Origin of the sequence: Streptomyces iakyrus (assembly GCF_000717055.1) — a bacterium.
In the GTDB taxonomy this organism is placed as follows: Bacteria; Actinomycetota; Actinomycetes; order Streptomycetales; family Streptomycetaceae; genus Streptomyces; species Streptomyces iakyrus.
Genome location: NZ_JNXI01000023.1, coordinates 24749 through 39119, shown reverse-complemented (window position 1 = coordinate 39119; position 14371 = coordinate 24749). Strand labels below are relative to the sequence as shown.

Below are 14371 nucleotides of genomic sequence, written 5' to 3'. Positions count from 1 at the left end.
CAGGACCGCCTCCGTGACAACGATCACCCCGCAGCCCGGGAACCAGAGCAGCCCCAGCCCCTCACTTCGCCCGGAGGCGGGTACGCCCGGTACGCTCACCGCCGTGCCACACGCTGATCAGTCCCAAACCACCCAGAAGGGCCATCCCGTGACATACCCCGGGCCGCCCAGGCCGGTGCAGGTCTCCGCCACACCCCTCGCGGAACTGGCCGCTCAGCTGGGTGCCTCCACGCCGGAGAGCGCCGCCGAGGTCACGGGCATCACCCATGACTCGCGCGCCGTCCGCCCCGGCGACCTGTACGCCGCTCTCCCGGGAGCCCGGCTGCACGGCGCCGACTTCGTCAACCAGGCCGCGGGCCTCGGTGCCGCCGCCGTGCTGACCGATCCGACGGGCGCCGAGCGCGCCGCCGCGTCCGGGCTGCCCGTGCTGGTCGTCGACGACCCGCGCGGACGGATGGGCGAACTGGCCGCCACGATCTACGGCCACCCCGGCCGGGACCTGCTCCAGATCGGCATCACCGGCACCTCCGGCAAGACCACCACCGCCTACCTGGTCGAGGGCGGCCTGAAGACGGTTCGGTCCACCGGCCTGATCGGCACGGTCGAGATGCGCATCGGCGACGAGCGCATCAAGTCCGAGCGCACCACCCCCGAAGCCACCGACCTCCAGGCCCTGTTCGCCGTCATGCGCGAACGCGGTGTCGACGCGGTGGCCATGGAGGTCTCCAGCCACGCCCTGGTGCTGGGCCGCGTCGACGGCTGCGTCTTCGACATCGGCGTCTTCACCAACCTCAGCCCGGAGCACATGGAGTTCCACTCCGACATGGAGGACTACTTCCAGGCGAAGGCGCAGCTGTTCACCCCGAAGCGGGGCAAACTCGGCGTGGTCAACGTCGATGACGAGTACGGCCGCAGGCTGGCGAAGGAAGCCACCGTCCCGGTCGTCACCTACTCCGCCGAAGGGCACCCCGACGCCGACTGGCGCGCCGAGGACGTCGAGGTCGGCCGGCTCGACTCGACCTTCACCGTCATCGGCCCCAAGGGCGAGCGGCTCGCCGCCAAGTCGCCGCTGCCGGGCCCGTTCAACGTGGCCAACACCCTCGCCGCGATCGTCGCCCTCGCCGTCGCCGGCCTCGACCCGCAGGCCGCCGCCGACGGTGTCGCCGCCGTCCCCGGCGTCCCGGGCCGTCTGGAGCGCGTGGACGCGGGCCAGCCCTACCTCGCGGTCGTCGACTACGCCCACAAGACCGACGCCGTCGAGTCCGTGCTGCGCGCCCTGCGCAAGGTGACCGAGGGCAAGCTGCACATCGTCCTCGGCTGCGGCGGCGACCGGGACAAGACCAAGCGCGAGCCCATGGGCGCCGCCGCGGCGCGGCTCGCCGACACCGCCGTACTGACCTCCGACAACCCCCGTGGCGAGGACCCCCTCGCGATCCTCGCCACGATGCTCCAGGGCGCGGCGTCCGTGCCCGCGCACGAGCGCGGCGAGGTGCAGGTCTTCGAGGACCGGGCCGCCGCGATCGCCGCCGCCGTGGCGCGTGCCGAACCCGGCGACACCGTGCTGGTCGCCGGCAAGGGCCACGAGCAGGGCCAGGACATCGCCGGGGTGGTCCGTCCCTTCGACGACCGCCAGGTGCTGCGCGAAGCCATCCGGAAGACCCAGGGATGAAAATCCAGAAGACCCAGGGGATGAACTTGTGATCGCCCTCTCCCTCGCCGAGATCGCAGAAGTCGTCGGCGGGCAGACGCACGACATACCGGATCCGTCCGTCCAGGTCACCGGCCCGGTCGTCCGGGACTCCCGCGAGGCGGGGCCGGGCAGCCTGTTCGTGGCCTTCGCCGGGGAGCGCGTGGACGGCCACGACTTCGCGGCGGCGGTCGTCGAGGCGGGAGCGGTGGCCGTGCTCGGCACCCGCCCCGTCGGCGTACCCGCGATCGTCGTGGACGACGTCCAGGCCGCCCTCGGCGCCCTCGCCCGGCACGTCGTACGCCGCCTCGGTGCCACCCTCGTCGCCCTCACCGGCTCGGCGGGCAAGACCAGCACCAAGGACCTCATCGCGCAGGTGCTCCAGCGCAAGGCGCCGACCGTGTTCACGCCCGGCTCGCTCAACAACGAGATCGGACTGCCGCTGACCGCGCTGAGCGCCACCGAGGAGACCAGGTTCCTGGTCCTGGAGATGGGCGCCCGCGGCATCGGGCACATCAGCTACCTCGCCGGCCTGACACCCCCCAAGGTCGGCCTGGTCCTCAACGTGGGCAGCGCCCACATCGGAGAGTTCGGCGGCCGCGAGCAGATCGCACAGGCCAAGGGTGAACTGGTGGAGGCGCTGCCGCCCGAGGCCGAGGGCGGCACCGCGATTCTCAATGCGGACGACCCCTACGTACGGGCCATGGCCTCCCGTACGAAGGCGAAGGTGATCTTTTTCGGAGAGTCCGGCGAAGCGGACGTTCGAGCCGAGAACGTGCGACTCACGGACACCGGACAGCCCTCGTTCAGGCTTCACACACCCTCCGGTGCAAGCGATGTGACCATGCGCCTGTACGGTGAGCACCACGTGTCGAACGCGCTCGCCGCGGCCGCCGTCGCCCACGAGTTGGGCATGTCCGCTGACGAGATCGCCGTGGCGCTCTCCGAGGCGGGCTCCCTCTCCCGCTGGCGGATGGAGGTCACCGAGCGCCCGGACGGCGTGACGGTCGTCAACGACGCCTACAACGCGAACCCCGAGTCCATGCGAGCCGCTCTGCGCGCGCTCGCGGCGATGGGCAAGGGGCGTCGTACGTGGGCGGTGCTCGGCAAGATGGCCGAGCTCGGGGACGAGGCTCTCGCCGAGCACGACGCGGTCGGGCGGCTCGCCGTCCGGCTCAACGTCAGCAAGCTCGTCGCGGTCGGTGGCAGGGAAGCCGCCTGGCTGCAACTGGGCGCATATAACGAGGGTTCGTGGGGTGAGGAGTCGGTGCACGTGTCCGACGCACAGGCGGCGGTCGACCTGTTGCGCAGCGAGTTGCGCCCAGGGGACGTCGTACTCGTGAAGGCGTCCCGTTCGGTCGGTCTGGAGAGCGTGGCGCAGGCGCTCGTCGAGACCGGTGCCGAGGGTGAGGTTTCCGCCCGATGATGAAGCAGATCCTGTTCGCAGGAGTCATTGGTCTCTTTCTCACGCTGGTCGGCACCCCGCTGCTGATCAAGCTGCTCGCGCGCAAGGGCTACGGCCAGTACATCCGCGACGACGGCCCGCGCGAGCACGCCAGCAAGCGCGGTACGCCCACCATGGGCGGTATCGCCTTCATCTTCGCGACGGTCGCGGCGTACTTCCTGGCCAAGGTGATCACGGGCTATCTTGACCCGGACGTCGACGCGGCGCCGACCTTCTCGGGCCTGCTGGTGCTGGGCCTGATGGTCGGCATGGGCCTGGTCGGCTTCCTCGACGACTACATCAAGATCGTCAAGCGGCGTTCGCTCGGCCTGCGCGCCAAGGCGAAGATGGCCGGCCAGCTGATCGTCGGCATCGCTTTCGCGGTGCTGTCGCTGCAGTTCGCGGACGCCCAGGGCCAGACCCCGGCGTCCACCAAGCTCTCCTTCGTCCATGACTTCGGCTGGTCCATCGGGCCGGTGCTGTTCGTCGTCTGGGCGCTGTTCATGATCCTCGCGATGTCGAACGGCGTGAACCTGACGGACGGTCTGGACGGCCTCGCCACCGGCGCGTCCGTGCTGGTGTTCAGTGCCTACACCTTCATCGGCGTCTGGCAGTTCCAGGAGTCCTGCGTGAACGCGGAGACCCTGACGAACCCGACGGCCTGTTACGAGGTGCGCGACCCGCTCGACCTCGCGGTCGTCTCCTCCGCCCTGATGGGCGCCTGCCTGGGCTTCCTGTGGTGGAACACCTCGCCCGCCAAGATCTTCATGGGTGACACCGGTTCGCTCGCCCTCGGCGGTGTGCTCGCCGGCCTCGCGATCTGCTCCCGCACCGAGCTGCTGCTCGCCATCCTCGGCGGCCTGTTCGTCCTCATCACGATGTCCGTGGTGATCCAGGTCGGCTCCTTCCGCCTCACCGGAAAGCGCGTCTTCCGGATGGCGCCACTCCAGCATCACTTCGAACTCAAAGGCTGGTCCGAAGTGCTCGTGGTGGTTCGCTTCTGGATCATCCAGGGCATTTGCGTGGTAGTCGGACTGGGTCTCTTCTACGCGGGATGGGTAGCGGACAAGTGATCTCCTCGGAGCCCTTCGACTTCCAGGGCAAGCACGTCACCGTCGCCGGGCTCGGCGTCTCCGGCGTCCCGGCGGCCAAGGTGCTGCACGGCCTCGGCGCGACCGTCACGGTCGTCAACGACGGCGCCGACGAGCGCGCCCGGGCACAGGCGGCCGACCTGGAGGCGCTCGGCGTCACCGTGCGCCTCGGCGACGGCGGCACTCTGCCGGAGGGCACCGAGCTGATCGTCACCGCGCCCGGCTGGAAGCCGGACAAGCCGCTGTTCACGGCGGCGGAACAGGCGGGCGTGCCCGTCTGGGGCGACGTCGAACTGGCCTGGCGCCTGCGCGGCCCCGACGCCGCCGACTGGCTCGCCGTGACCGGCACCAACGGCAAGACCACCACCGTCCAGATGCTGGCGTCGATCCTGAAGGCGGCGGGCCTGCGCACGGCCGCCGTCGGCAACATCGGTGTCTCGCTGCTGGACGCGGTGCTCGGCGAGGAGCAGTACGACGTCCTCGCCGTGGAACTCTCCAGCTACCAGCTGCACTGGGCGCCCTCCCTGCGCGCCCACTCGGCGGCCGTGCTGAACCTCGCCCCCGACCACCTCGACTGGCACGGCTCCATGGAGGCGTACGCCGCCGACAAGGGCCGTATCTACGAGGGCAATCGCGTCGCCTGCGTCTACAACGCGGACGCCACCGACAAGCCGTCCACCGAGGACCTGGTCCGCGCGGCCGACGTCGAGGAGGGCTGCCGGGCCGTCGGCTTCACCCTCGGCACTCCGGCGCCGTCCCAACTCGGCGTCGTGGAGGGCATCCTGGTCGACCGCGCCTTCGTCGAGAACCGGCAGAAGAACGCCCAGGAGCTCGCCGAGGTCGCCGACGTGAACCCGCCGGCCCCGCACAACATCGCCAACGCCCTCGCGGCGGCGGCCCTCGCCCGCGCCTACGGCGTGCCCGCCAAGGCCGTACGGGACGGCCTGCGGGCCTTCACCCCGGACGCCCACCGCATCGCGCACGTGGCGGATGTGGACGGGGTCGCCTACGTCGACGACTCCAAGGCCACCAACACGCATGCCGCGGAAGCCTCGTTGGCGGCCTACGAGCCGATCGTGTGGATCGCGGGCGGGCTCGCGAAGGGCGCGACCTTCGACGAACTGGTCGCCAAGTCGGCGAAGCGGCTGCGGGGCGCCGTGCTGATCGGCGCGGACCGCGCGCTCATCCGGGAAGCCCTGGCGCGACACGCCCCGGAGGTACCCGTCGTCGACCTCGACCGGACCGACACTGGGGCGATGCGCGCGGCGGTCCGGGAGGCGCAAAAACTCGCTCACGCGGGCGACACGGTGCTGCTGGCTCCGGCCTGTGCCTCCATGGACATGTTCGCCAACTACAACAAGCGCGGGGACGCTTTCGCGGACGCCGTCCGTGAGCTCGGCTCCGCCGACGGCTGACCCGGGTCCGCCTCGCCCGGCGGCGGTGCCGGGCGTACCTGGGAGGGACGCGTGACACGGATGTGGCTGGTGCCCGAGCGGCCAGGGGGCGTGCAACGAGCGATGCTCCCCTCCGGCATGGCAGGGTGAGCCGCTATGCCCACCAGCCGCACCGGACGGCCTCCGATCCCGCGCGCCCCCAAGCGACCCGCCGCGCCCCGGCTCGCGCGGGAGAACCGCGTCCTGAGCCTCTACATCCGCGCACGCAGGGGCTGGGACCGGCCGCTGACCGCCTACTACCTGATCCTGGGCGGCAGTCTGCTGATCACCGTGCTGGGCCTGGTGATGGTCTACTCGGCCTCCCAGATCACCGCGCTGCAGATGTCGCTGCCCGGTTCGTACTTCTTCCGCAAGCAGTTGCTCGCGGCGGGGATCGGCACCGGTCTGCTGCTCGCGGCCTCGCGGATGCCGGTGAGACTGCACCGGGCCCTCGCCTACCCGATCCTCGCGGGCGCCGTCTTCCTCATGGTCCTGGTGCAGATCCCGGGGATAGGGGTGTCGGTCAACGGCAACCAGAACTGGATCTCCCTCGGCGGCTCCTTCCAGATCCAGCCCAGCGAGTTCGGCAAGCTCGCCCTCGTGCTGTGGGGCGCCGACCTGCTCGCCCGCAAGCAGGACAGGAAGCTGCTGACCCAGTGGAAGCACATGCTCGTGCCGCTGGTCCCGGCCGCGTTCATGCTGCTCGGCCTGATCATGATCGGCGGCGACATGGGCACCGCGATCATCCTCACGGCCATCCTGTTCGGCCTGCTCTGGCTGGCCGGCGCCCCCACGCGGCTGTTCGCCGGGGTGCTGTCGATCGCCGCCGTCCTCGGCCTGATCCTCATCAAGACCAGCCCCAACCGGATGGCCCGCCTGCAGTGCCTGGGCGCCACCGAGCCGCAGTCGGGACCCGTCGACTGCTGGCAGGCCGTACACGGGATCTATGCCCTCGCCTCGGGCGGAATCTTCGGTTCCGGGCTGGGTGCGAGTGTGGAGAAATGGGGCCAACTCCCCGAAGCCCACACCGACTTCATCTTCGCCGTCACCGGTGAGGAACTGGGCCTGGCGGGGACGCTGTCGGTACTCGCCCTCTTCGCGGCTCTAGGCTATGCGGGTATCCGCGTGGCCGGACGCACGGAGGACCCCTTCGTGAGGTATGCCGCGGGAGGCGTGACCACCTGGATCACGGCGCAGGCCGTGATCAACATCGGTGCGGTGCTCGGTCTGCTGCCGATCGCCGGCGTCCCTCTCCCGCTGTTCTCCTACGGAGGATCCGCCCTGCTGCCGACCATGTTCGCCATCGGGTTGCTGATCGCCTTCGCGCGTCAGGACCCCGCTGCGCGGATGGCGCTTGCGATGCGGCAACCCCGCTTTGGTAGAAAGCGGGGGGCGGGGGGCACCGGTTCCGGTCGGAGTCCCCGGAGATGGAACACGATGCGACGGCGCGCCTCGGCGGCGCGCTCGTCCGGAGAGCGGTGAATTTCGGTGCATGTCGTACTCGCCGGCGGAGGAACCGCGGGCCACATCGAGCCCGCGCTCGCCCTCGCGGACGCCCTGCGCAGGCAGGACCCGAGCGTGGGCATCACGGCCCTGGGCACGGAGCGCGGCCTCGAGACCCGTCTCGTACCCGAGCGCGGGTACGAACTCGCGCTGATCCCCGCCGTGCCGCTGCCGCGCAAGCCCACCCCCGAACTGATCACCGTCCCGGGCCGGCTGCGCGGCACCATCAAGGCGACCGAGCAGATCCTGGAGCGCACCAGGGCGGACGCCGTGGTCGGCTTCGGCGGCTACGTCGCCCTGCCCGGCTACCTCGCGGCCAAGCGCCTGGGCGTGCCGATCGTGATCCACGAGGCCAACGCCCGCCCGGGCCTGGCCAACAAGATCGGCTCGCGGTACGCCAGCCAGGTCGCCGTCTCCACGCCCGACAGCAAGCTGCGGGGCGCCCGCTACATCGGCATCCCGCTGCGCCGCTCCATCGCCACGCTCGACCGGGCCGCCGTACGCCCCGAGGCCCGGGCCGCGTTCGGCCTCGACCCGAACCTGCCCACCCTGCTGGTCACCGGCGGCTCCCAGGGCGCCCGCCGTCTGAACGAGGTCGTCCAGCAGGTCGCGCCCTGGCTCCAGCAGGCCGGGATCCAGATCCTGCACGCGGTCGGCCCGAAGAACGAACTGCCGCAGGTCCACCAGATGCCGGGAATGCCCCCCTACATCCCGGTAAGTTACCTGGACCGGATGGACCTCGCGTACGCCGCGGCCGACATGATGCTCTGCCGCGCGGGCGCGATGACCGTGGCCGAACTCTCCGCCGTCGGGCTCCCGGCCGCCTACGTCCCGCTGCCCATCGGCAACGGCGAACAGCGGCTCAACGCCCAGCCGGTGGTCAAGGCCGGCGGCGGACTGCTGGTCGACGACGCGGAGCTGACCCCCGAGTGGGTCCAGCGACACGTCCTGCCTGTGCTCGCCGACCCGCACCGGCTGTACCAGATGTCCCGCGCCGCCGCCGAGTTCGGCCGCCGGGACGCCGACGAGCTGCTCGTCGGCATGGTGTACGAGGCGATCGCCGCCAGTCGTGCACACCGATAGGACTGTATGACGGAAGGCAGGGGAGCGTGGCCGGATCGACCACCGCCGAACGCGGTGAACGCCAGCAGAAGTCGTCCGGCCCGCCGCCCCGCCTGCGGTCGAGGCGGGCCAGGCTCCGCGCGCTCGTCCTCCTGGGCCTCGCCCTGGTCTTCCTCGGCATCCCGACGGTCTGGCTCTTCTACGGCTCCGACTGGCTGCGAGCCGAGCACGTCTCTGTGTCCGGCACCCGGGTTCTGACGCCCGATCAGGTCGAGTCCGCCGCTGAGGTTCCGCTCGGGAAGCCGCTGATTTCCGTCGACACCAGTGCGATCGAGACACGATTGCGCCGGAAATTGCCCCGAATTGACGCGGTTGACGTGGTCCGTTCCTGGCCCCATGGAATCGACCTGAAAGTGGTGGAGCGGACTCCGGTTCTGATTGTCCACAAGGGCGAAAAGTTCGTCGAAGTGGACGATGAAGGTGTCCGCTTCGCCACGGTTTCTGAAGCCCCGAAAGGCGTCCCGGCACTGGAATTGACGCTCTCCCGGACCGGCTCCGCCGCCGCCGGCCTGCGCCGCTTCGGGGAGTCCCGGCTGGTGCGCGAGGCGGTCGGTGTCGCACGCGCGGTTCCGGCCGCCGTCGCGCGCGAGACACGGACCGTCAAGGTCCGTTCCTACGACGACATCTCGCTGGAGTTGAGGGACGGCCGCACGGTCGTCTGGGGGAGCAGCGAGAAGGGTGCCGCGAAGGCCCGTACCCTCACCGCCCTGATGAAAGCAACGCCCGATGCGGGGTACTTCGACGTAAGTGTGCCCACCGCCCCGGCGTCAGCCGGGAGTTGACGCACATCAGCGCAGGCCAGCACCCTGGTTGGGCAGTGCTACGGCTGATCACATAGGGTGAAAAGAAAAACGGGAGGTTCGGCGTGTTCGTTGAACGTGCGCCACTTGTCGACTTAGTGTCCTGTTCAGAAGACTCCAAGGAACAGACACACTGGTAACCCTAAACTTCAGGGTTAGGGTTCGGGTCGGCGATACGGACCGTCCCATTCGGCATCAGTCGTCGGGTCGCGGGGCGCAGGGCGTCACGCTGATCCGTCGACACGTAACTCGAGGCGAGAGGCCTTCGACGTGGCAGCACCGCAGAACTACCTCGCAGTCATCAAAGTCATCGGTGTCGGCGGCGGTGGTGTCAATGCCATCAACCGGATGATCGAGGTCGGTCTCAAGGGCGTCGAGTTCATCGCCATCAACACCGACGCGCAAGCTCTGTTGATGAGCGACGCCGACGTCAAGCTGGACGTCGGCCGCGAACTCACCCGCGGACTCGGCGCCGGAGCCAACCCGGCCGTCGGCCGCAAGGCCGCCGAGGACCACCGCGAGGAGATCGAGGAGGTCCTCAAGGGGGCCGACATGGTCTTCGTGACAGCCGGTGAAGGCGGCGGCACCGGCACCGGCGGCGCGCCCGTCGTGGCCAACATCGCCCGCTCGCTCGGTGCCCTCACCATCGGCGTGGTCACGCGCCCGTTCACCTTCGAGGGACGGCGCCGCGCGAACCAGGCCGAGGACGGCATCGCCGAACTCCGCGAAGAGGTCGACACCCTCATCGTCATCCCGAACGACCGGCTGCTGTCCATCTCGGACCGCCAGGTCTCGGTGCTGGACGCCTTCAAGTCGGCCGACCAGGTCCTGCTCTCCGGTGTCCAGGGCATCACCGACCTCATCACCACCCCGGGCCTCATCAACCTCGACTTCGCCGACGTCAAGTCGGTCATGTCCGAGGCCGGCTCGGCCCTGATGGGCATCGGCTCGGCCCGCGGCGACGACCGCGCGGTGGCCGCAGCCGAGATGGCGATCTCCTCGCCGCTGCTGGAGGCGTCCATCGACGGCGCCCGCGGTGTCCTGCTCTCCATCTCCGGTGGCTCCGACCTCGGTCTGTTCGAGATCAACGAGGCCGCCCAGCTGGTGAGCGAGGCCGCCCACCCCGAGGCCAACATCATCTTCGGCGCGGTGATCGACGACGCTCTCGGCGACGAGGTCCGGGTCACCGTGATCGCGGCCGGCTTCGACGGCGGCCAGCCGCCCGCCAAGCGGGACAACGTCCTCGGCTCCTCCTCGGCCAAGCGCGAGGAGCCGGCCCCGGCGCGGCAGACCGAGAGCCGCCCGTCCTTCGGATCACTCGGCAGCGTGACCCCGAAGGAGGACCCGGAGCCCGCTCCGGAGCCGGTCAAGGACATCCCGGTCGCCCCGCCGGTCACGCCGGCGCCGCGGACCTACTCGGACAGCGCGGCCGAGGAACTGGACGTACCGGACTTCCTCAAGTGATCCTTCAGTCGTGATAGGACAGCGCGAAAGCGCGAGCGGCGCGCACTTCGGCTTCACCGACCGGTGGGGCGGGGTGAGCGCCGCTCCGTATGAGGAGCTCAACCTCGGCGGAGCGGTCGGCGACGCCCCCGACGCCGTACGCACCAACCGGGACCTGGCCGCCAAGTCCCTGGGCATCGAGCCGGACCGGGTCGTCTGGATGAACCAGGTGCACGGGGCCGACGTGGCCGTGGTGGACGGGCCTTGGGGATCTTCGGCCGCGATTCCGTCGGTCGACGCGATCGTCACCACGCGCCGGGGGCTCGCCCTCGCCGTGCTCACCGCCGACTGCGTGCCGGTGCTGCTCGCCGATCCCGTCGCCGGGGTCGCCGCCGCGGCCCACGCGGGCCGGCCCGGCATGATCGCCGGAGTCGTCCCGGCCGCGCTGCGCGCGATGACGGACCTGGGCGCCGAACCCTCCCGGATCGTCGCCCGCACCGGGCCCACCGTCTGCGGCCGGTGTTACGAAGTGCCCGAGGCGATGCGCGCCGAGGTGTCCGCCGTCGAGCCGGCGGCGTACGCCGAGACGAGTTGGGGCACACCGGCGGTGGACGTGAGCGCCGGAGTGCACGCCCAGCTGGAGCGGCTCGGGGTGCACGACCGGGAGCAGTCGCCGGTGTGCACGCTGGAGTCGCGCGATCACTTCTCGTACCGCCGCGACCGCACCACCGGTCGGCTCGCGGGTTATGTGTGGCTGGACTGACAGGACATGACGGACCGTAAGGACGAACTCGCCGCGAATCTGGCGAAAGTGGAACGGCGCATCGCCGACGCGTGCGCCGCGGCGGGGCGGGCGCGCGACGAGGTGACCCTCATCGTGGTCACCAAGACCTACCCCGCGAGTGATGTGCGGATCCTCGCCGAACTCGGCGTGCGGCACGTCGCCGAGAACCGCGACCAGGACGCGGCCCCCAAGGCCGAGGCCTGCTCGGATCTGCCCCTCACATGGCACTTCGTGGGTCAACTCCAGACCAACAAGGTGCGATCGGTGGTCGGTTACGCGGATTACGTGCAGTCGGTCGACCGTTCCAAGCTCGTCACGGCTCTGTCGAAGGAGGCCGTCCGGGCCGGGCGCGAGCTGGGATGTCTCCTCCAGGTCGCACTCGACGCCGGTGAGAGCGGCCGGGGCGAGCGGGGCGGGACCGGACCCGGCGGAATCGGGGAGTTGGCCGATCTCGTGGCCGGGGCCCCGGGACTCCGGCTCGACGGACTGATGACCGTCGCGCCGCTCACCGGGGAGTACGCGGGCCGCGAACAGGCGGCCTTCGAGCGGCTGATGGTTTTGTCGACCGACCTGCGCCGGAGTCATCCGGCTGCCACCATGGTCTCGGCAGGGATGAGTACGGACCTCGAACAGGCCGTGACGGCCGGAGCGACACATGTGCGCGTCGGCAGCGCGGTACTCGGAGTCCGCCCCAGGCTCGGGTAACGTCGCCAAGAAGTCGGACCACAGCAGAAAATATGGTCATTGCCGCCGAAAGGCGGATTCAAGGACCTCGTGGATCGCGGGCACTTGGCAGTCGTCAGCCGATCCACCACAGAGCGGAGGACTCAGAGCATGGCCGGCGCGATGCGCAAGATGGCGGTCTACCTCGGCCTCGTGGAGGACGATGGGTACGACGGCCGCGGATTCGACCCCGACGACGACTTCGAACCCGAACTGGACCCGGAGCCCGAGCGGGACCACCGACGGCACGAGCCGTCCCACCAGCCGCACGTCTCACATCAGCCCCAAAGGGACGAAGAGGTACGAGTCGTACAGCCGCCCGCGCCCCGCGAACCGGCCCCCCGCTCCGCTTCGCTCCCCGCGGAATCCAACCGCCCGGCGCGCATCGCGCCCGTGGCATCCATCACACAAGAACGCGCAAGTCTGGAGAAGAACGCACCGGTGATCATGCCCAAGGTCGTGTCCGAACGAGAGCCTTACCGGATCACCACGCTTCACCCACGGACCTACAACGAGGCCCGTACCATCGGGGAACACTTCCGTGAAGGCACCCCGGTGATCATGAATCTGACTGAGATGGATGACACAGATGCGAAGCGACTTGTCGACTTTGCGGCCGGTCTGGTGTTTGGTCTTCACGGCAGTATCGAGCGGGTGACGCAGAAGGTGTTCCTGTTGTCGCCTGCTAACGTCGATGTCACGGCGGAGGACAAGGCCCGCATCGCAGAGGGCGGGTTCTTCAACCAGAGCTGAGACGCACCACCGGAAGCAGCAGTACTGATCAGGGAACAGGGGAGAGGGAAGCACCAGTCATGAGCGTGGTCTTGCAGGTTCTCTACATCGCGCTGATGGTCTTCCTCATCGTGCTCATCTTCCGGTTGGTCATGGACTACGTCTTCCAGTTCGCCCGCTCGTGGCAACCCGGCAAGGCGATGGTGGTCGTTCTGGAGGCCACCTACACTGTCACTGATCCACCGCTCAAGCTTCTGCGGCGGGTCATCCCGCCGCTGCGTCTCGGGGGCGTGGCGCTCGACCTGTCCTTCTTCGTACTGATGATCATCGTCTACATCCTGATCACGCTCGTGCGGAACGCGATGTGAGCGATGTGACAGATACGGTCTTGCCGACTGCCGACGACAACGTTGAGGTGAAGAAATGCCGTTGACCCCCGAGGACGTGCGGAACAAGCAGTTCACGACCGTCCGCCTCCGAGAAGGCTATGACGAGGACGAGGTCGATGCCTTCCTCGATGAGGTCGAAGCCGAACTGACCCGCCTGCTCCGTGAGAACGAGGACCTGCGCGCCAAACTGGCCGCGGCCACGCGCGCTGCTGCGCAGAACCAGCAGAACATGCGCAAGCCTCCGGAGCAGCAGGATCAGCAGCAACAGCAGCAGGGTATGCGCGGTCCGGGTGGTCCTGTCCCCGCCGGCATATCGGGCCCGCCGCAGCAGCAGATGGGTGGCCCCATGGGTGGTCCGCCCCAGCTGCCGAGCGGTGCCCCGCAGCTGCCCGCCGGTCCCGGCGGTCAGGGTGGACCCCAGGGTCCCGGTCCGATGGGCCAGGGTCCGGGTCCGATGGGCCAGCCCCCGATGCAGCAGCAGATGGGCGGCCCCATGGGCGGCCCCGGCCCGATGGGCGGTCCGATGGGCGGCCCCGGTCAGGGAGGCCCCGGTGGCGACAGCGCCGCCCGTGTCCTCTCGCTGGCCCAGCAGACCGCCGACCAGGCGATCGCCGAGGCCCGTTCCGAGGCCAACAAGATCGTCGGCGAGGCGCGTTCGCGTGCCGAGGGTCTGGAGCGTGACGCCCGTGCCAAGGCCGACGCCCTGGAGCGGGACGCGCAGGAGAAGCACCGTGTCGCGATGGGCTCCCTGGAGTCCGCCCGCGCCACGCTGGAGCGCAAGGTCGAGGACCTGCGCGGCTTCGAACGCGAGTACCGCACGCGCCTGAAGTCGTACCTGGAGTCGCAGCTGCGCCAGCTGGAGACCCAGGCCGACGACTCGCTGGCCCCGCCGCGCACTCCGGCGACCGCGTCCCTCCCGCCGTCCCCGGCGCCCTCCATGGCTCCGGCCGGCGCGAGCGCCCCGTCCTACGGCGGCGGCAACCCGACGATGGGCGGCGCTCCCGCCCCGGCTGCTCCGTCCTACGGTGGCCAGCAGCAGATGTCGCCGGCGATGACCCAGCCGATGGCGCCGGTACGCCCGCAGGGCCCCTCGCCGATGGGCCAGGCGCCCTCGCCCATGCGGGGCTTCCTGATCGACGAGGATGACAACTGACGGCCTGATGGCCAGTAGTACGGCATAGACGTCGGCAGCGTTCAGGGCGGGGCCCCGGGTTCACACC

At 70.0% G+C, this 14371-nt stretch carries 13 protein-coding genes; all 13 read left to right on the top strand.

What is annotated here, in order from left to right; genetic code table 11:
• The first annotated feature begins 148 nt into the window (after positions 1 to 148).
• The 13 genes from OO68_RS31895 to OO68_RS31835 all read left to right on the top strand — a co-directional run bounded on the left by OO68_RS31895 (position 149) and on the right by OO68_RS31835 (position 14304).
• Complete coding sequence (locus OO68_RS31895; RefSeq protein ID WP_033312679.1) at positions 149 to 1669, top strand: UDP-N-acetylmuramoyl-L-alanyl-D-glutamate--2,6-diaminopimelate ligase; 1521 nt, start codon at positions 149 to 151, stop codon at positions 1667 to 1669.
• Positions 1670 to 1697: 28 nt separating this feature from the next.
• Complete coding sequence (locus OO68_RS31890) at positions 1698 to 3113, top strand: UDP-N-acetylmuramoyl-tripeptide--D-alanyl-D-alanine ligase (RefSeq protein ID WP_033312678.1); 1416 nt, start codon at positions 1698 to 1700, stop codon at positions 3111 to 3113.
• Entirely contained in the window at positions 3113 to 4204 is a 1092-nt protein-coding gene (gene mraY, locus OO68_RS31885) for a phospho-N-acetylmuramoyl-pentapeptide-transferase (protein ID WP_033312746.1), read from the top strand. Before OO68_RS31890 ends, mraY begins: the two co-directional genes overlap by 1 nt.
• Positions 4186 to 5637 (top strand): UDP-N-acetylmuramoyl-L-alanine--D-glutamate ligase, encoded by a 1452-nt coding sequence (murD, locus tag OO68_RS31880; RefSeq protein ID WP_078625585.1) that lies wholly within the window; start codon positions 4186 to 4188, stop codon positions 5635 to 5637. Before mraY ends, murD begins: the two co-directional genes overlap by 19 nt.
• A gap of 135 nt (positions 5638 to 5772) precedes the next feature.
• Positions 5773 to 7137, top strand: a complete 1365-nt coding sequence (ftsW, locus tag OO68_RS31875) for a putative lipid II flippase FtsW (RefSeq protein WP_033312676.1) — start codon at positions 5773 to 5775, stop codon at positions 7135 to 7137.
• Positions 7138 to 7143: 6 nt separating this feature from the next.
• Positions 7144 to 8241 (top strand): undecaprenyldiphospho-muramoylpentapeptide beta-N-acetylglucosaminyltransferase, encoded by a 1098-nt coding sequence (gene murG / locus OO68_RS31870; RefSeq protein WP_033312675.1) that lies wholly within the window; start codon positions 7144 to 7146, stop codon positions 8239 to 8241.
• Positions 8242 to 8267: 26 nt separating this feature from the next.
• On the top strand, positions 8268 to 9062 hold the full coding sequence (locus OO68_RS31865; protein WP_033312674.1) for a cell division protein FtsQ/DivIB: 795 nt from the start codon (positions 8268 to 8270) through the stop codon (positions 9060 to 9062).
• A 288-nt stretch (positions 9063 to 9350) separates the two neighbouring features.
• Positions 9351 to 10544: a cell division protein FtsZ gene (gene ftsZ, locus OO68_RS31860; protein WP_033312673.1), complete on the top strand. Its 1194-nt coding sequence runs from the start codon at positions 9351 to 9353 to the stop codon at positions 10542 to 10544.
• Positions 10545 to 10554: 10 nt separating this feature from the next.
• On the top strand, positions 10555 to 11286 hold the full coding sequence (gene pgeF / locus OO68_RS31855; protein WP_033312672.1) for a peptidoglycan editing factor PgeF: 732 nt from the start codon (positions 10555 to 10557) through the stop codon (positions 11284 to 11286).
• A gap of 6 nt (positions 11287 to 11292) precedes the next feature.
• Positions 11293 to 12012, top strand: coding sequence for a YggS family pyridoxal phosphate-dependent enzyme (locus OO68_RS31850; RefSeq protein WP_033312671.1), 720 nt, complete (start codon positions 11293 to 11295; stop codon positions 12010 to 12012).
• Between the two features lie 129 nt (positions 12013 to 12141).
• Positions 12142 to 12783, top strand: coding sequence for a cell division protein SepF (locus OO68_RS31845; RefSeq protein ID WP_033312670.1), 642 nt, complete (start codon positions 12142 to 12144; stop codon positions 12781 to 12783).
• Between the two features lie 59 nt (positions 12784 to 12842).
• The gene (locus tag OO68_RS31840; RefSeq protein ID WP_033312669.1) at positions 12843 to 13130 is read left to right on the top strand and encodes a YggT family protein; all 288 of its coding nucleotides are present in this window, start codon (positions 12843 to 12845) and stop codon (positions 13128 to 13130) included.
• Between the two features lie 55 nt (positions 13131 to 13185).
• Positions 13186 to 14304 carry a DivIVA domain-containing protein gene (locus OO68_RS31835; protein WP_157852772.1) on the top strand — a complete coding sequence of 373 codons (1119 nt, stop codon included), beginning with the start codon at positions 13186 to 13188 and terminating at the stop codon, positions 14302 to 14304.
• Positions 14305 to 14371 lie beyond the last annotated feature (67 nt).